The sequence below is a fragment of the Sanguibacteroides justesenii genome (genome assembly GCF_003204205.1).
In the GTDB taxonomy this organism is placed as follows: domain Bacteria; phylum Bacteroidota; class Bacteroidia; order Bacteroidales; family Marinifilaceae; genus Gabonibacter; species Gabonibacter massiliensis.
Genome location: NZ_QJPL01000002.1, coordinates 488476 through 510257, shown reverse-complemented (window position 1 = coordinate 510257; position 21782 = coordinate 488476). Strand labels below are relative to the sequence as shown.

The 21782-nt window shown below is 42.3% G+C and carries 14 protein-coding genes and 2 riboswitches; of the genes, 8 read left to right on the top strand and 6 right to left on the bottom strand.

The window, feature by feature from the left end; translation table 11 throughout:
- Window positions 1-228 precede the first annotated feature (228 nt).
- The 4 genes from DMB45_RS05120 to DMB45_RS05105 all read left to right on the top strand — a co-directional run bounded on the left by DMB45_RS05120 (window position 229) and on the right by DMB45_RS05105 (window position 5061).
- A complete protein-coding gene (locus DMB45_RS05120) occupies window positions 229-1227 on the top strand; it encodes a class II fructose-bisphosphate aldolase (protein ID WP_041503555.1) in 999 nt (332 codons plus the stop codon).
- A gap of 127 nt (window positions 1228-1354) precedes the next feature.
- On the top strand, window positions 1355-3172 hold the full coding sequence (gene typA / locus DMB45_RS05115) for a translational GTPase TypA (RefSeq protein WP_041504635.1): 1818 nt from the start codon (window positions 1355-1357) through the stop codon (window positions 3170-3172).
- 148 nt (window positions 3173-3320) lie between these two features.
- A complete protein-coding gene (locus DMB45_RS05110) occupies window positions 3321-4724 on the top strand; it encodes a WG repeat-containing protein (protein ID WP_110688521.1) in 1404 nt (467 codons plus the stop codon).
- Window positions 4725-4794: 70 nt separating this feature from the next.
- Complete coding sequence (locus DMB45_RS05105) at window positions 4795-5061, top strand: hypothetical protein (protein WP_041503552.1); 267 nt, start codon at window positions 4795-4797, stop codon at window positions 5059-5061.
- Here the strand turns inward: DMB45_RS05105 and cobC are convergent.
- Together cobC and DMB45_RS05095 are read right to left on the bottom strand one after the other, a co-directional pair.
- Window positions 5058-5588 carry an alpha-ribazole phosphatase gene (gene cobC, locus DMB45_RS05100; protein WP_041504633.1) on the bottom strand — a complete coding sequence of 177 codons (531 nt, stop codon included), beginning with the start codon at window positions 5586-5588 and terminating at the stop codon, window positions 5058-5060. The two genes, DMB45_RS05105 and cobC, sit on opposite strands and share 4 nt — an antisense overlap.
- Before the next feature lie 7 nt (window positions 5589-5595).
- A complete protein-coding gene (locus DMB45_RS05095; RefSeq protein ID WP_041504632.1) occupies window positions 5596-6756 on the bottom strand; it encodes a hypothetical protein in 1161 nt (386 codons plus the stop codon).
- 159 nt (window positions 6757-6915) lie between these two features.
- Here DMB45_RS05095 and DMB45_RS05090 point away from each other — a divergent pair, with 159 nt between their 5' ends.
- Entirely contained in the window at window positions 6916-7110 is a 195-nt protein-coding gene (locus tag DMB45_RS05090; RefSeq protein WP_041504631.1) for a hypothetical protein, read from the top strand.
- A gap of 246 nt (window positions 7111-7356) precedes the next feature.
- Window positions 7357-10629: a golvesin C-terminal-like domain-containing protein gene (locus DMB45_RS05085; protein ID WP_110688520.1), complete on the top strand. Its 3273-nt coding sequence runs from the start codon at window positions 7357-7359 to the stop codon at window positions 10627-10629.
- Here DMB45_RS05085 and DMB45_RS05080 read toward each other — a convergent pair.
- The 3 genes from DMB45_RS05080 to DMB45_RS05070 all read right to left on the bottom strand — a co-directional run bounded on the left by DMB45_RS05080 (window position 10615) and on the right by DMB45_RS05070 (window position 13063).
- The gene (locus DMB45_RS05080) at window positions 10615-11376 is read right to left on the bottom strand and encodes an adenosylcobinamide-GDP ribazoletransferase (RefSeq protein WP_059027129.1); all 762 of its coding nucleotides are present in this window, start codon (window positions 11374-11376) and stop codon (window positions 10615-10617) included. The two genes, DMB45_RS05085 and DMB45_RS05080, sit on opposite strands and share 15 nt — an antisense overlap.
- 109 nt (window positions 11377-11485) lie before the next feature.
- Window positions 11486-12523, bottom strand: a complete 1038-nt coding sequence (gene cobT / locus DMB45_RS05075) for a nicotinate-nucleotide--dimethylbenzimidazole phosphoribosyltransferase (protein WP_059027127.1) — start codon at window positions 12521-12523, stop codon at window positions 11486-11488.
- A 24-nt stretch (window positions 12524-12547) separates the two neighbouring features.
- The gene (locus DMB45_RS05070; RefSeq protein ID WP_181416493.1) at window positions 12548-13063 is read right to left on the bottom strand and encodes a bifunctional adenosylcobinamide kinase/adenosylcobinamide-phosphate guanylyltransferase; all 516 of its coding nucleotides are present in this window, start codon (window positions 13061-13063) and stop codon (window positions 12548-12550) included.
- 584 nt (window positions 13064-13647) lie between these two features.
- Here DMB45_RS05070 and DMB45_RS05065 point away from each other — a divergent pair.
- Window positions 13648-16893 (top strand): hypothetical protein, encoded by a 3246-nt coding sequence (locus tag DMB45_RS05065; protein WP_110688519.1) that lies wholly within the window; start codon window positions 13648-13650, stop codon window positions 16891-16893.
- Between the two features lie 242 nt (window positions 16894-17135).
- Here the strand turns inward: DMB45_RS05065 and DMB45_RS05060 are convergent, their stop codons facing one another.
- A complete protein-coding gene (locus tag DMB45_RS05060; RefSeq protein WP_237143280.1) occupies window positions 17136-19514 on the bottom strand; it encodes a TonB-dependent receptor in 2379 nt (792 codons plus the stop codon).
- Window positions 19515-19620: 106 nt separating this feature from the next.
- A riboswitch (cobalamin riboswitch) is annotated at window positions 19621-19817 on the bottom strand.
- An 83-nt stretch (window positions 19818-19900) separates the two neighbouring features.
- Window positions 19901-20122, top strand: a riboswitch (cobalamin riboswitch).
- A gap of 168 nt (window positions 20123-20290) precedes the next feature.
- Here DMB45_RS05060 and DMB45_RS05055 point away from each other — a divergent pair.
- The gene (locus DMB45_RS05055; protein WP_059027123.1) at window positions 20291-21763 is read left to right on the top strand and encodes a PepSY domain-containing protein; all 1473 of its coding nucleotides are present in this window, start codon (window positions 20291-20293) and stop codon (window positions 21761-21763) included.
- The last annotated feature ends 19 nt before the right edge of the window (window positions 21764-21782 follow it).

Sequence of the window (21782 nt, the reverse complement as noted above, 5' to 3'; positions counted from 1 at the left end):
AGATAGCGCATGGGACGACCTAATCGTACACCAGACATTTTAACAAGATTGCAAACAGGGGTGCGTCGCAATATCGGGTATGAATTTCAATTCCCATCTTCAATCCTTGTATTTCCGGACAACATGAAATTAACAGGTTACGCAAACGTTTGAAATTTTTTCCGGTTTTTCTTGGAAAACTCTGTTTTTAATCCTTAACTTTGATGCAGATTATAAAAAATATCAGCTATGGTTAATTACAAAGACTTAGGACTGGTTAACACCAGAGAGATGTTCAAGAAGGCAATGGAAGGCAAATACGCCATCCCGGCTTTCAATTTCAACAATATGGAACAGATGCAAGCCATCATCGGAGCTTGCGTAGAAACCAAATCACCGGTAATCTTACAAGTCTCCAGCGGAGCTCGAAAATATGCCAATCAAACCATTTTGCGTTACATGGCACAAGGGGCTGTCGAATATGCAAAAGAATTGGGATGCAATATACCTATTGCCCTTCATTTAGATCATGGTGACACCTTTGAATTATGTAAATCTTGTATTGAAATGGGCTTTTCTTCTGTCATGATTGACGGTTCGGCCCTCCCGTACGAAGAAAATATCGCTCTAACGAAGAAAGTGGTAGACTATGCTCACCAATTCGACGTAACCGTTGAGGGAGAATTAGGAGTTTTAGCCGGAATCGAAGACGACGTGAAAGCAGCTGAACACGTCTATACCAGTCCTGCACAGGTAGAAGATTTCGTGAAAAGAACAGGGGTGGATTCATTGGCTATCTCTATCGGAACTTCCCACGGAGCCAACAAATTCAAACCGGAACAATGTACCCGGAATGCAGAGGGAATTTTGATTCCGCCTCCTTTACGCTTTGATATCCTCGAGGAGATAGAAAAAAGGATCCCGGGATTCCCGATCGTACTTCACGGCTCTTCTTCAGTTCCTCAAGACAAGGTTGCCATTATCAACAAATACGGGGGAGCCGTAAAAGATGCCGTAGGTATTCCGGAAGAACAATTACGTAAAGCAGCGACATCAGCCGTCTGCAAAATCAACATCGATTCCGACGGACGTTTGGCAATGACAGCCGCTATTCGTGAAGTATTTGCCCAGAAACCGGCAGAATTCGATCCGCGTAAATACCTCGGGCCGGCACGCGAATCATTAAAGGAATTATATAAACACAAAACAATTAACGTGTTAGGAAGCGCAAACCGCGTTGATTGCTGATTCTATCGCATCATAAAAAAGGGACTCCGAAGTCCCTTTTTTATATTTTTTATATCCAACTGATTCACTTTCCAATAAAATGCATTACCTTTGCGCCCTATTTGGAACAATACCATAAAGGAGCAAAATGCAGAAAATTAGAAACATTGCGATTATCGCACATGTCGATCACGGGAAAACGACACTGGTCGACAAAATGATTTACCAAGGAAATTTATTCAGAGAAACAGAAAACAAAGGCGATCTATTGCTCGATAATAATGATCTGGAAAGAGAACGAGGAATTACCATATTGGCTAAAAACGTATCCGTTCATTACAAAGACTATAAGATCAATATCATTGACACACCGGGTCATGCCGATTTCGGTGGAGAGGTCGAACGCGTTCTGAATATGGCCGACGGTGTTCTCCTATTGGTAGATGCCTTCGAGGGAACTATGCCTCAAACCCGTTTCGTTCTTCAAAAAGCTCTTGCTTTAGGTAAAAAACCCATCGTGGTAGTTAATAAAGTAGACAAGACCAATTGCAGACCGGATTTTGTTTATGAACAGGTATTTGATCTTATGTTCTCTTTGGACGCTACCGAAGAGCAACTCGATTTCACCGTTGTTTACGGTAGTGCCAAACAAGGTTGGATGTCAACGGATTGGCATAAGCCGACAACTGATATTACCCCGTTATTAGACGCTATTATCAAAGATATTCCCGCTCCTAAAATACAGGAAGGAACTCCACAAATGTTAATTACCTCCCTGGAATACTCCTCTTACGTGGGACGTATTGCCATCGGGAAACTAACCCGCGGCAAGCTAAAATCCGGAATGGCCGTAACGTTATGTAAGCGGGACGGAGAAACGATGGTAAAATCCAGAATCAAAGATTTAATGATATTCGAGGGGATGGGTAAACAAAAAGTGGAAGAAGTAGAGTGCGGCGAGATCTGCGCGTTAGTGGGAATCGAAGGATTTGAGATCGGCGATACGATTGCGGATTTCGAGAATCCGGAGGCTCTCGCTCCCATTGCAATCGACGAGCCGACCATGAGTATGCTATTTACCATCAACGACTCTCCCTTCTTCGGAAGAGACGGTAAATACGTAACTTCCCGCCATATCAAGGAACGTTTGGACCGGGAACTGGAAAAGAATCTTGCTTTACGGGTACAACCCGGATTAACAGCCGATTCATTTGTCGTATTCGGACGGGGTGTATTACACCTGAGCGTTCTTATCGAGACCATGCGCCGGGAGGGTTACGAGTTACAAGTAGGACAACCCAAAGTAATCATAAAAGAGATCAACGGCGTCAAATGCGAACCCGTCGAAGAGTTAACGATCGATTTACCGGAGGAACTTTCAGGAAAAGCGATTGAAATGGTTAACCGTCGAAAAGGTACCATGACCAACATGGAACACCGGAATGAACGGGTTCACCTTACATTCGATATCCCCTCAAGGGGAATCATCGGTCTAAGAAGCAATTTACTGACAGCGACGGCCGGAGAAGCCGTTATGGCCCACCGCCTGAAAGGCTTCGAACCTTATATGGGAGAGATCGAAATGCGTACCAACGGCTCTCTTATCGCCATGGAAGCCGGAGATACTTTCGCTTACGCAATCAATAAACTGCAAGACCGCGGACGTTTCTTCATCGATCCGGGTGAAGAAGTATATGCCGGACAAGTTATCGGCGAAAGTACCCGTCAGGACGATATCGTTATCAATGTCTGCAAATCCAAGAAACTGACCAATATGCGAGCCAGTGGCTCCGATGATAAAGTAAACATCGCCCCTGCCGTAAAATTTAGTTTGGAAGAAGCTCTTGAATATATTCAGGAAGACGAATACGTGGAGGTTACGCCCAAGTCTATGCGCCTTCGCAAAATCATCCTTGACGAGACAGAACGAAAAAGAAAAAATAAAGCTGCCGCTACCGCAGAATAATTTAATCTTTGTAAGATATAAACAACGCTGATCAAAATGAAATTGATCAGCGTTGTTTTTTATCACTCATACAATCAAGAACAGACACTCTATTTAAAAAATATTATTACTTTTAATCCTTCAAAATATAGACTATATAGTACACATAATGAAATATACCCTTCTATTATGCCTGATCGGCTTGTTGCTGGCCTGCAAGGAAAAAAAACAGATCAATTTTATCGGTTACGCCCACCAGATAGCCAATGGAAAGTGGGGGTTTATTAACGAAACGGGAGAAGAAATCGTAGCTTATAAATTCGATGGGGCAAAAGATTTTAAGGAGGGTATCGCAGTCGTCAGGATGGGCAATGGTTACGGATTCATCAATACAAAAGGCAAGATCGTGATCCCATTCAAATACGAACAGGCAGAAAGCTTTCAATACGGATTGGCCATTGTTACCCAAAACGCCAAAAAGGGAATCATCAATCTAAAAGGAGAAAAGGTTGTAGATTGCCTTTATGACGAACTTCATATCTTTCCGGAAGAAGGGGTCGCCAAAGCCAGAAAAGAAAATAAATACGGCTATATAAACCTTTCCGGAAAAGAAATGATTCCTTTCCGTTACGATGAGATATTTGCTTTCGATTCCACAGGCATAGCTCTCGTTAAACAAAACGGGAAATTAGGATATGTTTCCCGGGACGGAAAAGAGATTCTCCCTTGCCTATACAATGATATTCAAAAATTCGGGGCTTATCTTTATTCCATTACAAACGATAGCCTATCCGGTTTTATCAACCTCCAAAAACAGATGGTAACGCCTTGCCAATACCAATCGGCGACCTTTTGCGATGCCGACGGAGAATTATACAACGGGGAGATCATTCGGGTAGAAGCAGAAGGGAAATTCGGATTAATCGACGCTTACGGTAATACAATATGCGAAACCACGTACGACCGAATTGATGATTTTGGAGAGAGAGGTCTCGCTCTTGTTGTCAAGGATAACTTGTACGGTTATATCGACAAAAAAGGAAAAGAGGTCTTTCTTCCCCGGTATGAAGAACTGGAATATTTCACACCAAACGTGTATAAAATAAAAAAAGAGAGAAAATTCGGATTAATCGACAGTTTGCAGAACGAAATCACATCCTGTATCTACGACGCCATCGGAAAAATGAGCAACCGTCTATTTCGGATTTATAAAGACGATGCTTTGGGCTTATTGGACGAAAACGGAGACATCGCCCTTCCTTCCGTCTATAAAGATATATACTGGTTTGATAAAGAGCGGCAATTCATTCTCGTGCTAAACCAAGACAATCAAGTAGGTCTGTTAAACGATAAAGGAGCTCCCCTTACCCGTTGTATCTATACCCATATAGAGCCGTTTAATTCCATGGGTTATGCTTTAGTCCGAGCCAAAGGGAAAGAGGGCTATGTCAACAAAAAAGGGAAAGAGGTCGTACCTTGTATCTACTCTTACGTCTACCCCATCTCGGAAGATCAGACCGTACAAGTAAGAAACGATAAAGGAGTAACTATCCGGCTCAGCATCAACAACTGAATTTCATATCGAAATTCATATCTCTTATTAAAAAATAATTCGTACATTTAACGACGTAAAAGAATTTTTTATGAAAAAAGAGGACGAATCTCCCAACAACGCAATACTCCATTGTCAAAAAAAATTACAACGGATACGGGCTTTCATTTATATCCTCATATTAATTGCAATCGTACGAATAGCAATGATGGATTTCAATGGAGTCAGTACTCGAATGTGTATCGATGTAGCCGTCATGTTATTCATTATCGGCCTGACTTTAGTTTGCGAAAAGAACGTACGCCGAAAACTCAAACAAGCCATACGCCATGCCGAAGAAGAGGAAGAAAGATGCTAAACGACCTCCACGATCGTACGACTGCCATACGTGATATCATTTGAAAATGCTTGATTGAAATTATAAACACCCGCATAAATCAATACAGCTTGAATCGTTCCCCCGTGAGCAAAAATACAAACCTCCCGAAAAGGTTTCTTTCTCAACTCATCCAAAAAGGCAGTAACCCTATTGTATTGATCCAAAAAACTTTCACCTCCTACGGGCTGGACATTTAACCAATTGTCATACCACTCCTGTAACTTGGGATCCTTAATTTCCTCCCATCGTTTTCCTTCCCAGTGTCCGAAATTCAACTCTTTTAAACGATCATCCAGTACAGGATCTGGAAAACCGCAATAAGCAGCCAATTTCGTACATCGTTGCAAAGGACTCGAGTACACCGCATCGAATCGCGTTCCCACTAAACCTGCCTTCACCTTCTCCGCCTCTTCCGGAAATGTTTCCGCTACATCTACATCGCTATTCCCGTAGCAAGTCCCGGCAGGAACTTCTACCCGGGTATGCCGGATCAATGTCAACTTCATCGGCTTATCATGATTTAAATTTAACTTTCGTAATAAAAGGGTAATGCAGAGCATGAAGCTGTATCAATCCGATACGCTCCAATACACAACGTTTCAAAGGATCCTTTATTTTTTGAATATCTTCCGTCTTCTTCAGTTCCTTGCAATCATCCCATAGAATGGTATAAAAATAATCCTTATCCGAATGATAAAATCGTACCGGAGCCCCTTCTTCTCCTACCCAATAAATTCCCTTTTGCTTACGGTTGGGATACAAAAAATAATAGGCTTCGGCACGAGGGCCCGCAACGGAAAAATAAAATTCTTTTGAAGTCGCCTTAAAATAGATCGGCATTTTAAAATAATCCGCCTGCAAATAATATTGAATCTGCGATTTACCTTCCTTCAGCGGAGAAAAGGCATATCCGGAAGGGATTGTCCGTTTTCCAAAATCAATTTTAAACTCTTTTTCCAATTTTCCCTCTTTTACTCTATAATAAAAATGCTCTCCTCCCTGTGTACGGATATAATAAGACCGATCATAAGAGGGAGAAATGAGGAAGAAAGGAATCGTATAGTCTGAACGAGACAGATAGCTTCCAGTCTTTTTCCCCTTTTTATCAAATGACACTAACTGATCGAATGGCTTTGAAAAACTATCCTCATCCAATATACAAAAATAGAGAAAAAAACCACCGTCCGTCGACGGAGCAATCTCATAAGCATCTCCCGCCTCAGCATATTCCGGATGAATACTTTCCAACCAATGACCATCGGTCAGATCGTACAATTGTACATCTCCCTTCCAATCCAATGCCAACAACACATTTTTATCAAAATCCAATGCCACATCCCGGATAGTTCCGCAATTACCCTCCTTCGGCATACACTCCCTTCCAATAGTAAACAAATATTTACCGGAAGCATCGAAAAAAGCGATATTACGATTATCCCACAAAATAATATTCTCCCCCGGCACAAGCAAAATTTTACGGCTCCAAACTGTAATTCCCTCCACTTTATCCAACGGTATCACCTCCACCCGCTCTATCCACTTATTCAAATCGGTTACTCTTTCACATTGCTCTAAAGGTCTCAATACCCGCACATGCTCCTCTTTCCGGGCTGAAACAAAACCATCTTCTCCTCCCCAGATCAGGAAGCTTAAAATTATAAGAATAGTTTTCATATCACCGTTTTTTTATAAAGCAAATATAGGAAAAGAATTTATTGATAGCATTATGTAGAATTAAAATAAATCGTCTAAAATTTTGTTTATTATCTATTTTTTTGTAAATTACAATCGATACTTCGTCCCTCCATATATTAATCATTAAATCGTACGAATATGAAAAGTTTAATTTTAAGATTATTTTTCTTCTCCTTTCTGCTTATAGAAGGAGAAGAGGTATTTGCGGCTAAATATTATGTCGGTGGAGACGTAAGAGAATTTTGGACCATGGAATTACTACCAGGTGTCACCGTCCGCACTCTTGGTACTGCAATCGTTACAAAACAGATAAAAACGGAAGATACGTGTTAGTTCTCAATGCCTCTGGAACCTACACATTGGAATTTTCTCTTGCAGGATTTGGTACTGCAACAAAAACCGTTACCTTATTTAATCCCAATGAGGCTACCATAGTAGACGATATGATTCTTGTCCCCAAATCAAGTACAACAGAAAATTTATTTTCTAATAATCTTTTTCCTCATTACATTAATACATACGAATTATTAGCTTATTTAAAAAGGAAAAACTTCTATTTTTGTTAAGTCAATCTGAGATATGAACCTATATAACGTCAACACGATTCTGACCCACGAAGCTAAAATACAGGGACGAGGTATTTTGTTTAAAATCCTCGCGGGTTTGGTTATAGGCGGTATCACTTATATCGTTATGATCTACCATGGAAATTTTCCCTCCGCATCCTGGCAAAGAATCGCCATTTCCTCCTATATCCCCTGGGTCAGCACCACGCTTCTCAACCTTCTTCAGAACCTATTTGTCATCTTTACGATCAGCGGGTTCTACAAGAGATCGACAGCCGAAAACCTCGAGGTTCATCCCGCCGGGAATAGCGAGTGGTTACTCGGAAAAACGTTAGGCGTTATAAAGGTCCTATTTATTCTCGATTTAGCGTCCATCGGTATCACCTCTACCGTGCATGTACTACTCACGGACTCTCCCTTCAACATAGGAATCTATCTCTTCTATTTCATTACTCTGACCGTTCCAGCGACCCTCTTTTACTCCGGACTTACCCTCTTTCTATCCTTTCTTACACGACATAAAGGGATTACCATATTAGTTACGGGTCTACTCTACCTTTGCACCTCCGGCTTTTTTCACGATTACTGGAACGGGACAACCGATATCCTGGCCATCTCCATACCGAACATCTTTTCGAACATCACCGGACATGTTAATCCCGAACATTACCTCCTGCACCGGGGAGCTTTTTTCGGGATCGGGATTGGACTAATTTGCCTGGCGATAGCCTGTTTTAACAGAATCCCCAACCGGGTAAAAGCTCCCGGAGAATTCCGAATAACCGGAATCGTCGTGACAGTTATCGGATTGATGTTGCTCTCCTCGTACCGGATTCATTTCGTGAAAGAGAGCCAAAAAAGACAGAATCACGTGGAGATATTCGCGCGCCACGGGAATATTCCCAACTTACAAATTCCAGAACACCAAATCCATTTTTCCAGGGAAGGCTCTATCGTGAACGCGACCAGCGAACTCTACCTGAAAAACCCGAACCCGGGAAAAGTCGATACCCTCGTGCTTTTTCTAAACCCCGGCCTGAAAATAAACTCATTGAAAGAGAACGAAAAAGAACTGCCATTCAAACAAGAAGGACAGGTCACCCTCATCTTTCATCCCCTGGAGACAGGACAAGAGATAAAACTAAAACTCCGTTACTCGGGGGAAATCGACGAGAGCGTCGCTTACCTCGATATCCCCGACAAGTTGTTTTACCAACCCAAAGATAACCCTTCTCTTCCTTTTATACTCGGCAAAAGAAGTGCTATGGTCGAAGAAAACTATATCTACCTTACCCCCGAGGTCATGTGGTACCCGTCGGCCGTACCTCTCGTTAACCCGATGGCCCCTTTTTGCTCCGGGAAAGACTTTACCCGCTTTAAATTGACCGTCGAAAATCCCGGAGAACTAATTTTCCTCTCACAGGGAAAAGAAGAGAAAAATAAAAAACAGGTCTCTTTCCATAACGAGGATCCTCTTACGGGTATTTCCCTTTGTGCCGGCAAGTTCAAAAGGAAATACATTAGCATGGGGAAATTTTACGCGTACCTCTATTACCTGAAAGAACAACCCTTCTTTTATAACGACCTAAAACAGGCCGACAACAAAGTAATAATCGAAGCGTATAAAGATTTAATAAATTACAGAGAAATAAAAGGAAATCCACCTTGTAGATTAATGTTAATCGAGATTCCCCTGTCCATTCACTCCTTTTTCAGGACCCGGAAAGAGAGCAGCGATTTCGCCCAACCGGAGATTCTTTTTTACCCGGAAAGAGGAGCAACCTTCGATCTCGATTTTAAGCAAATGAAAAAAATATACCGGAGCAATTTTTACACGAATGACGAGAAGGAGCTACAAAGTCATATGCTCTCCCGTTCTCTCGAGCTCCTTGTACAAGGAGAATCTTCTCGTTATAACGAGAAAACAGGAGTCACCAACTGGGAAAAAAACAAGTACAACATTCTTCCCGTTCTTGTAAAAGACACATGCTATACCCGATCAGACGAATTTCCAGTCATAAATTTAATCATACAAGATATTTTAAAAGAGGAACCTGTTTTCGGTGCATCTATACACGAATATACTCCTACAGCCAACATCATTTTCGCCTTGCGTTACATGGAAAAACACAGCCTGAAAGAAGCCTTGTATGACAAAAAATTACCCGAAGAAGTGCTCGCCAAGATCATTGACCTGAAAAAAAAGGATTTCCTTCATTACCTTGCCTCTCGTGCAAGAAGAGACCAAGTCATCGACCTGCTTCGAGAAACGTGTACCGTACCTTATCAAGTAACCTTTCTCGAAAAGTTTCTCGAAAAATTTAAAGAAAAGTTTAACACGGATATCCTTCCTTTTACTCGAAAATGGTACGCGGGGAAGGGCTTACCTGCAATTTTAGTACAAGAAGCTCAAATAAATAAAATAGAAGGAGACAGCCTCGGCAGATATGCCGCTCACGTCAAACTGTATAACCCGACCGGCATCGATGCAATCGTGTCTATTGACTTCGAAAATGTAAAAAGACAAAATACAATTCCTTCTTCTTCATCAATAAAATACCTCGTACTTCCACCCCACTCGTGCAAACAGATAAAAATGGTCAACGATAACAAGTATGATATCAAACTATATACCGGAATATCTTATAATATTCCAATTCAAAGATCTATCGGAAAGATCATTACTTTCATGGCAGACACAACAACCGGAATCTTCGATTGCAACCCCACGATAACAACACCCGATCCGGATGAACTGATCGTGGACAACGAGGATCAGGGATTTTCTCTTATCGAACCGGGAAAGATTCTGAACGAACTCTTTGAAAAAGAATTTAACAGGTATTACGAGTGGCCCCATAATGCCCTTAGATGGACCAAAAACTATAATTACACTTATCACGGGGAAATTACAAAAAGTATTCATTACAAGACGGGTGGAAAAGGAAGCTACAAGGCCCGATGGGAAGTAACCGTCACCGAACCGGGAGAGTACGAGATCTTCGCCCACATTCCTTTAATATACACGGTACAACCACCTGTCTTAAATAATTACTGTAACGGAGCAATTCTTCATTACACGATAGAGCAAGAAAAAAAACAGGAAGTTAAATTAGACCTTATGAACAAACGAGAACGTAGTCTTGGATTTTGGGTTCCATTGGGCACTTTTACCCTCGTAACGGGAAAAACCAGTGTCACCCTCGATGATAGGGGAAGTTCCAACCAATACATCGTCGCCGACGCCATAAAATGGGTAAAGAAAAAGCCGTCAACAAACAAATAGAAGAGCCACAATTGTTATATAAAATACTTGCTCGATCAATAATACCGAAGCCCCGCAACAATCTCCGGTATATCCCCCGATCTTGAGTTTCAGAAAAAAACGCAACCCGCATGCCATCATTAAAGCAGGGAAGACTGCACACCATAAATACGCATCCAAAAAAAGAAAGGGTATTAAAACAAGAAAACCGACTCCCGCAAAAAGAAAGAGCTTAACTTTATTGTATAATAAATGTACTTTACTCTCTTCTACCTTTCGAACATAGGAAAGCGTATTGATCATTCCGGCCGCACAAAATTTAGAAAAACAATCCGCACTCAAAATAATGGCAAATAACACGGAGGTCTCCACTCCCGATCCCCCGATGGCAAACAACAAACTATAATAGAGCAGAAAATAGAGAAGCAATCCGATGGTTCCGTAACATCCGATATGCGAATCCTTCATAATAGCTAAAATTTTCTCTTTGGTCGTTCCCCCGCCGAACCCATCAAAAAAGTCCGCCAAACCATCTTCATGTAAAGCTCCGGTTAGTAGAACACGGGCAATGATTGCCAATACGCAGGCAATCCCCACCGGTAACACGAACGAAGCTAACCAAAAAGTTCCGGCTGTAACAAAACCGGTTAAAAAACCGATCACAGGCCAATACCGTATGGCCTCCTCGAAATAACGTTTATCCACACTTACCCAATGCCACAACGGCAATCGGGTAAACATCATCATCGCCGCCAATAAACCTTTCATAGTATTGTAAATTGCAGATTATAAATTAACAGGATGGGAGTCAGAAAGATTAAGCGATTCAGAGATTAAATCCAATCGCTTAATCCTTATAATCATTGAATCTTTCAATCTAAAAATATTTTGTTACCTCGGCCTGTTTAAATGAAGCCATTTCATTAATCATACGCACAGCCGATTCCAATAGCGGATAGGCACAAATAGCTCCGGTCCCTTCGCCCAAACGTAATCCTAAATTCAACAACGGCTTAGCTTCCAAAAAATCCAATAACAATTTATGTCCCGTTTCATCTCCCTGGTGTCCGTATACACAATAATCCGTTACTGCCGGACAACATTTTCTTGCTGCCAGCACGCAATTAGTCATGATAAATCCATCCACGATAATAACCATTCCCAACTCCGCGGCACGTAACATCCCCCCGACAGCAGCGACCATCTCGAATCCCCCGAAATAACGTAAAATATCTTCTGTCGATCCGTCCCCGGTATAATTTTCCATAGAAGCCTTCAACACCTCATATTTATGTTTAATACCGTCACTTGCCAAACCGCTTCCGGCTCCCACGCATTGTTTTAAATCGATCCCGGTGAAATAGGACATCCAAACGGAAGAAGGCGACGTATTAGCTATTCCCATCTCTCCAAAACTCACCACATTGGTTCCTTCCGCGTAAACCATATCCACAATCTCTGCGCCGATTTCAATAGCCCGCTCAAACTCCTCCTCACTCATTGCCGCCTCGTAACGAAAGTTAGAAGTTCCTTTCCTGATCTTTCGATCGATCAAACCCTCCAATACGCCAAAATCCCCGTTTACGCCACAATCTACCAATTTAAGACCGAAATGATGCTGACGAGCGAACATATTTACGCCTGCACCGCCTTTGATGAAATTATAAATCATCTGTCGGGTTACTTCCGGTGCTGAAAAGCTAACGCCCTCTTTCACAATCCCATGATCTGCAGCGTAAATAATATTCTGCGGCTTATTCAATTTCGGAGATAATGTTTGTTGGATAGTTCCCAATTGGATAGCCAACTCTTCCAACCGCCCCAAAGAGCCTTTAGGTTTTGTCAAATTATTGATTTTATCCTCTAAAACCGGCACGATAGCCTTATTCGTCTCTTTTACTACAAACGCTCTCATTTTTATTGTATATTTATTTTATCCTTAGCTCTTAATTTTCATCTCTATCCCGGAGACCATCAACACGACCTCATCCGCACGGGAAGCCACGTACCGATTCACCCATCCCTGTAAATCGGTAAAACGACGTTGTACCGGATCCACGGCTATCCCCCCCATACCGATCTCGTTCGTTACAAAAATAAAAATTCCCTCTTGTGCCGTAAATCGGTCGAATTCATCTTTTATTTCCCTCAACGATTTTTCAATATCGGAATCATTATCGAAAAAGAAATTCGTACTCCACAAAGTAATACAATCTATAACCACTACGCGCCCCTTCAGATCGCATTTCGATATATATTTCTCTTCCTCTATGTTGGTCCATTGGGCCCCCCGGTCTCGTTGATGCCTTCTTACCCGCTCCCGGAACTCCTCATCCCATACCCGGGAAGTAGCTAAATAAACCGGACAATCCGATAACTCCAACGCCAAACGCTGAGCATAATCACTTTTGCCGGATCGCTGTCCTCCGGTTATCAAAACTATTTTTCTTTTCATCATAACGGCAAATTTCTCTGTTTTTTAACGAAATACAAAGAAATCGCAGAAAAAAAACGAAGTTGTAAAATAAGAAAACAAGCAATTCCGTTTACAATTGATTCCTCACGGAAAAAACAACCGTATCAGCATCATTCATTTCAATAGAACCACAGCCAATTGTGAGCCACAAGTATCAATCGAATCTTCCAGCAATACAATCGCCGATTTCTCACGCCAATCGACCGAAAGAGTTGTTTTTTTATGCTTTGATAATCTCTATTTTTAGATTCTATTTATACGGCATATTTTCCCTATCCGTAATACGGTAAAAAGCCTTTCGGTCCTTGTTATTTATAATAAAGCAAAAAAAATAAACCACTATCCTATACCGATCTCACTTCCGGCGAATCTTCCATTTTAAAGAATAAACCATTATATATTAATAATATATCCTGAGATAGATATCCAGAATCCACGTCCTCCTAATTCTTATTCCCGGAAATATTTCAATTTTAACAGTACTATGTATTGCATGCTACTATTTTTTATTTATATATTTGTATCGTACTAAAAATAAATTACAAAAAATAAAACCTGCAATTATGGAAATGTCAACCCTAAAAACAGCCATAACTTACGAGAGCAAGTTAGTAAAAAGAAACTGGTTATTTTACCTCTTTGTCTTCGGGGCATTGGGATTTATATTAGGTAGTCCTCTCTTGGATAACCTTATAAATACGTACGTTCCATGGCGTAAATTTATATTCGAGTCTTCTTTTCCTCTATACGGATATTACTTTTTGAACCTCTTCCAACCGATATTCGTCACATTTATCGTCTGCGACATCCATAGGAAACGGAAAAAAGCCGAAACCCGGGAAGTGCTTTCAGCACGGCCCATCGGTAACGGTCAATCCTTTCTCGGGGAATTTTTGGGTATTCTTATTCCGTTCCTCACGATAGATGTCATCTTTATGATCATCTCCATGATTATCCACATATTTGTACCGAATTCCCCCGTCAATATAGGAATATATCTTTTCTATCTTTTCACGCACGTGCTGCCCACGCTTGTTTTTATTACCGGGTTATCCGTATTGGTAAACAGGTTAGCCAAACACCCTTTCGTCAGCTGGCTTATCCTGATCGCTTTTCTCTACTTAGCGTACACCTACCTGACGACGCCTCTTCACGGGATATTCGATTTTCGTGGAAATTCACTTCCGAACTTTTTTTCCACCTTAGTCGGGTTCATGCACATGGAGAATTACCTGCTCCAGCGAGGTGCTATCCTGTTATTGGGTATAAGCCTGCTCTACCTCGCCGTTTTAGCCACGAAGAGATATCCCAATGTCGCCGGCCGGAAACGCTATTTAACGGTTCCCGCTTTCTTGTGCTTCGTACTTGCCGTGGGGCTCGGCGTTATATACGTTACCAACTTTCAAAGCCGTTTGAAAAACAGGATCGGGCATCGCGAAACTTTCGTGAAATACAATGAATACCCCACGGCACGCGTGAGCGAGCACGATATCACCTATCGACCCGGGGGAGATAAATTCTCGGCAACAAGCCGGATGAAGATTCAAAACCGGAAAAAAACAACAATGGAACAGCTTCTGCTCTTCTTAAACCCGGGATTAAAGATCGACAAGATCGAATCCGGGGGACAAAACCTTCCCTTTCACAGGGACCGGCAGGTGATCGTCATCGAGCGTCCCCTGGCTCCCGGGGAAAATATCGAGATAGAGATGGAGTACGGGGGAACGATCGACGAGGATATTTACCAGATTAACATTCCGGATAATAAATTCTTTTCTACCGTCAGGTATCGTTTTGATTACGAAAATTACGGCAGACACACGGCTTTCGTATCGGATAAATACACTTTACTTATACCGCAAGTGATGTGGTATCCGACCGCGGTTCCTCCGGTCGAGTTACAGGCATCCAAGGAGACCGATTTCACGGATTACACCCTCCGCGTCAAAAACCCGGGCGAGATGACCGTCTTATCTCAAGGCAAACCGACGAGAGAGGGCGATAACGTCACGTTCAACAATTTACAAAACCTGACCGGGTTAACCCTCTGTATCGGGAATTACGAGAAAAGGGCGATCACGGTCGATTCCCTTACCGTCGAGTTTTACACCTACCCGGGAAACGATTTCTACCTGAAGTGTTTCGATGAATGGGAGGACCTGAAAAAAGACAATCCTGACCGGGAGAAAAATTTAAAAAAGGTATTTTATCAATGCAGAAATAAAATCGAACACGGCAAACCTACCCCTTACCCCTTTCACTATTTCAAGCTGGTCGAGGTTCCTTCGTCCTTTCTCAACAGAAGTCCGTTCAGCGATGGCATTCAACCGGAGATCGCACTTTTTCAGGAACGATGGTGCGAATGGGAGAATACACATCCCGGTACTTTTACTCCTTGCGAAGATTGGAGCATACAGAATTATATACTGGACTACCAGCTTCCCTTTTACCTGGACCAAATGCGCATAAATCGTATTTTCTCGGATTATACCAGCAGCATCACCTCCGACAGATATCAGGGGATAGACGCCATATTCAAACAAATAATCAACCCGAAAGTATCCAAGAAAGATATGAATCCCAAAACGATAAACCGTATTGCGAAAAAAGGATTGAAAGGGATCATGGCCGAAGAATACAGCGAGGAACAACGCCTCGTCATTTCTACAAAAGTTTCGCATTTATTAAGTTATCTCTCGACAATCACTACCTGGGACTCCCTAAACCGCTTCACGCGGGAATTTAACGAGCGTACCCGCTTCCGGGAAATTGACTTCGACTCGTTCTTCGAGGAATTCGAGCAACGTTTCGGGCAGGACATCAAGGCTTACATGGACGAGTGGTACACGAGTCGCCGGATTCCCCTGTTAACGATAAAAGATCTGTCCCGGAAAACGACAGAAAAGACACAAGTCATCGACTTTATGGTAAACAATTCCAGCGAAACGGACGGTATCGTCTCGATCATTAAGCTTGGTCAGTATGGTATCGGGGGACAGCCAATCGAAAACTGCCGGAATTACATCATCAAACCCGGAGAATACAAACGAATTGTCGTTCATGAAGACATCGAAGAAGAACTCCTGCTGACCACCAATTTCTCGGGTAATTTACCGAAAAACATTTCATTCAATAACAATGAATCCCCCTTATCAGGCCCCGTACCGAAAGAAGGAGTCACATTGATCGAGAGGAATCGATTCTCCCCCCCGGGAGAGATCATCGTCGACAACGAGGACGAGAGCTTCCAGCTGATCGATTCGGCAAACAATCGAAAACGATTAGCCGATCTGGTCAAAAAAGAAGACGCCCAAGAGTACACTTATTTAGAAAACTCGAAAGCCAACGCTTGGATTGTTACTTTATCGCAGGAATTCTACGGCAAACATATTCGTAGTGCTTTCACCAAAAAATCAGGCACGGGAAATTTCAAAGCAGTCTGGACAGCAAACCTCCCGGAAGCAGGGAAATACGAGATACTTATCCACCGACCCCGTATTGTTGACGCTTGTGACGGAAAACTATGTACAGCCGACCACCCGGGGATGAAAAACTACTATACCGTCTACACCCCCAAGGGAAAAGAGGAAATCATCATAGAAAACCGAGAAGAAACTTCAGACTGGCTACCGGTTACTTCCACCCTGTCGCCGGAAGAAGTCTGGGTATCCTTAGGCACGTTCACTTTACCGGCTGGAGAATCCCGTGTCGTATTGGACGACCGGGGGGCTTCCGTTACGAATAAAATATTCGGTGAATACCTTCAACTGATAATTGCCGATGCTGTCAAATGGGTACCAGTAAGATAATCAGAAACACTCATACCATACTACGAAACCTAAATCCGAGAACATTCACAACTTGTACAAACAAATAATGTTCCGTGCATCGAAATAGCCATTCCCTGTATACAACCGTATGGCCGTATACAGGGAATGGCTATCATCTAAATTACAATTGACGAATGTCAATTAGAAGATTCGAAAATACATACCTAAAAAGCTGAATAATTTTTTCGTCAAACAGCTCACTTAAAACCCCAAAATCCTATTTAAAACTTATAAGACACAGAAAGTTGATAGTTTCTCGGAGTACCCTGTACCGGACTGGATGATTCGAAATACTCCTTATTAAATATATTATTTACATTACATGCTAACGTAATATGACTCTTTATCGTATAAAATACGCCTCCATCCATCAACCAAAGAGAGGGATAATACAATCGGGAAGCTACATCCCGGAAAATTTTGTCCCGGAAGTTTCCACTCAAATGAAAGGACAAAGCCTTAAATATCCCCGTCGGAACAGTATAATCGGCAAACACATAGAAAGTAGTCCGAGGTACTCCTGTGGTACGCATGTTTTTCCCCGTCTGCTTATATTCGGGGAAAGCACTACTTTCCCGAATGGAGCGTATCCGATAATCCGACAAACATAAAGCCCCCCTCAAAGAAAGAGTAGGTAAAATCCGGGCCGTAACATCCATATCCAGTGTCTTCATATCGGCTCTACCTACCTGCGCATTAACCGTCATCTTAGTCACTTCCACGGTTCCATCCCCTTGCTCTTCTTCCACCTCACGGGTTCCCACGTTCGTAACCATATTGGTACGACGGATGTAAGAGAAATTTACGCTTGCATCCAACCACTCGTTAAAAGTATAACGAACTCCCGTCTCAAAAGAGTAATCCCGTTCGGGTTTGAAAATTTGATCCCCTTCCTTATCCGGATTAATCGAATTTCCGTTTTTATCCAAATAGATATTATTTACACGATATGTCGTCGTATTCGGAGTAAAGGCTGACCCGTGGGCAATATGAATCGATAATTCTGGACGGGGAAAATAAACAGCTCCCACATGCCAGGTAAAAGCTGAGGCATGAAAATTCGCCCATTTTCCCATATCTTTTTTATCGTAATCGAACGATTTCCCGTCGATCGTCGGAAAATTGGCCATCATTCTTCTCTTGTAAAAATCCATACGCCCGGAAGCCATGAATTTCCATTTATCATTCCATTCAAATACATCACGGAAATAGATACCGTTTGTATACCATTTTCTCAAGTAAATGGAAGATACATTCTGTATCCAGTACCCTTGTACAAGTTCCGGATTTTTCACGGACAACATCACATCGGTTCCCGGACCGTAGGTATCTCCGTTATCCCAACCGCAATATTGTCGCATATCAAATAACGACCAATTCCAACCGATAGCATAATGGTGTTTTGTAGAAGCTATTTCCGCATCGCCGGTTAACTCTAATGTGTTGTTATAAGTATCGTGACGCGGGAAAAAACCGCTCGCCCCGAAACGGCGCAAAGAATCTATATCCACATAAGTCGCTTCCCGAACCCCGTTCTTCTCCGTATAATATTTGTAATCCGCTCCTTCAAAGGGAGTTTTCGCACTTTTGTAAGAAAGACTTCCTACTCCGGAAGTCCGGTGATAGCTGTGATCAAAAGCAAAAACCTCCTTCAATTTCAAACCGTTCGTAAAGGTATAAACATAATCAAGTTTTATATTATACCCTTTCCGGCTATGCGAATCATTGGCAAAATCATTATAAACCTGCCCGAAATCGGCTGTTGGATGACGATCTCCCTTACGCATAACCACTTTATCGGTAGCCATATCCACCATATCCCCCGGCATATAAGGAGCAGCCCCCAATTCGACCGTATAATGGTCGTCTTCAAAACCAAAGGCGACATCAACTCTGCTCTTGCCTAAAGTAGCTCCCAATGTCGCTATTCCGGATAAACGCTGAGGAGACATACGACGCCAACCTCCCAAAGTAGCGTAATGCAAGTTAGCCATGTACTCTACCGGTCCGACCAATTTACCGCCGAATCCCAAACTTACCTTCTTTACATCCCACCTCTCATAACTGAAACGGGCATTCGCCAAAAATTCGGGAGAGGCTTTCTTACGCACAATATTGATAACACCTCCCATGGCTCCGTAACCGGCAAGGATGGCTGCAGGTCCGCGAAGCACTTCGATAGACTCCGCCGAAGCAAGATCCCCCAAAGGAAACGTGTTAATACTCTGCCGGTCATCCCGAATACCGTCCACCATTAAAACGGCCGGCATATTGGAGCCTCCGACGTAAAAACGTCTCCACAAACCGCCCTGGTTGCCCAGTCGGACGCCAGGCAGAAAACGAACGGCATCCACCCATTCGGTAATTCCTTTCCGTTCAAGCACTTTTGCAGACAATAGAGATACATTTAACGGAACGAATCTGAGAGGTACATTCAGTCCCATTAATTCCATTCTTTTCTTTTTTCCCAAGACCGTCGCTTCTTCAATATTAAAAATCGAATCCGTGATACTCTTTTTTTTCCTTTTGTCTTTATCTTCGGCCAAAAGAGAGCCGACACACACCAGTAACAATAATGTTAGTACAACAACTTTTTTCATAAAAACTATATATTAATAATGAATAAAGCATTATTAACATAGTTTAAGGGTACATGAGTAAAAAGTATAAATTTATCTTTCTCCTCTCGCTTTTGTTCCCGAAAGCTATGGTTTACGTGCTTTGGCAGGTCTTCTGACTTGTTCCGAATTTTGCCGCCTTCCCGGTTTCAACCAGTGACATTGAAGTACAAAATTCTTTTACAGGAACTTACAGCTGCGGGTACAGTTCCGGATTCACACCGGATTCCCTATTCTGTTTCACCTCAAGAAAAGAGGTATCGCACCAAAACGGCACAAAAGTAATACAAATTTCTTTATTAGAAACACTATTACCATTTTTTATTTCATGATATTTTTCCAGAAATAACATCATTTCAAAAAAAATTGTACATTTGCAGCGTTTTGGTGTTGTGTTATCATTCTAACTAACACACAAGAGGGAAACCGGTCAGAATCCGGTACAGTACCCGCTACTGTGATGCCCGCTTCTTCTGAAAAGAAGATATATGACGGATAAATTCTTACACCACTGTTCCAGCGAATACGAGGGAATGGGAAGGTATCTATCCGGGGCGAGTCAGGAGACCTACCGAAACCAATAGTTAACGCATATGCTCGGGGTTAAGGATAGCGTTACTGAAATGTTTTTCATCAAAAATGAAAGATTTTAACTATCAAGCCGTTATTGAATCGTTATCGAGCGATTCGATAAGAGTTCCGATGAATTCCTGGCGTGAAGTAAGCAACATATTTATAAAACTATAAACTAAAAAGATATGATTAAATTTTTTATTCACGTACACCGGATTCTCGGACTTTTACTCTGTATACTGTGTTTTTTATGGTGCATTTCCGGTATAGTATTGATATACCACTCCTTTCCCCGGGTAGGACCGGACAAAAGACTTCCTCGCCAGGAAGCCCTGGATACCTCTCGTCTACCCGCAATCAACGAGATACGGCAACGTTTACCCCAAAATGTACTCTCGAACAACTTTAATTTAAACAATCCCTTCGGCGAACCGGTTTTCCATTACGGCAGATGGCGTGAAGTAACCGATCTCTACGCCGACAGTACCTATATCCTCCCTTCTCCCATCTATTCCCTTTGCGAGGAGAGAGCCAAATACTGGTGTCCGGATCGTAACATCACCGAGGTCGATACACTCCGCAAATTAGAGGTATGGATTCCTTTCGGACAATTGAAAAAAGACCTGCCTATCTACAAATTCTATTTTGACGGACCGGAACATTACCAACTTTATATCTCTTCCCGTACCGGAAATATCCTACAGTTCTCTTCCCGGGAACAACGCTTTTGGGCCTGGATAGGAGCTATTCCCCATTGGTTATACATCACCTCTATTCGACAGGATATACAAAAATGGGATACTCTTTTGTATTGGAGTTGCTTACTCAGCCTTATCATGTGCATCAGTGGAATCTTTCTCGGAATCCGAGCCTACTGGCTAGCCCGCCGGAAAGGCTTTCTTCATTCTCCCTATACAAAGCCGTGGTTCCGCTGGCATCACATCACCGGTTTCTTTTTCGGTATCTTTATCTGTACTTGGCTATTCAGTGCATGGGCGCCCATATCACCCACCTTTTCCAATTTATTCAACAATAACAAAAAGGCAGGTAACGCGTTCAGAAGCCGTCCTTCCATCGCGGCTGCTCCTCCCATCGAAAAATATAATCTGGATTACCGGAAGGCTATTGCCGAAGTATCGAAAACACATGGTCCTGTAAAAGAGATTACCTGGAGTAATTACAACGATATACCACTTTACAAATTACGGACAGTGGAAAAAGAAATTATTCTGGATGCATCCGCCGACTCGATACGCCCTTTTCAAATCACCGAAGAGACGATCTACGCTGCCGTAAAGAAACTGACGGCCGATACGGTTCACTACACCATCGTCAAAATGGAAGAATACGATAACTATTACATCTCCCGTCGCAGAACTTTACCTCTACCTGTCTATAAAGTAACGTTGGATAATGAATCCGGAGATTGCTATTATTATAATTTGAAATCTTTTCAACCGCAACATTATGATAACAACGGACGTTGGAAACGCTGGGCCTTCCGGGGATTACACCGGTTGGATTTCAAATTTCTAATCGATCGTCCCGTATTATGGACAATCGTCATGTGGGGACTTTTGCTCGGATGTGCCTTTGTCTCCGTGAGCGGGATTGTTTTATCCGTAAAATACATCATCAGATTGGTAAAAAGACGATAGTAACAAAAACTTGAATTTG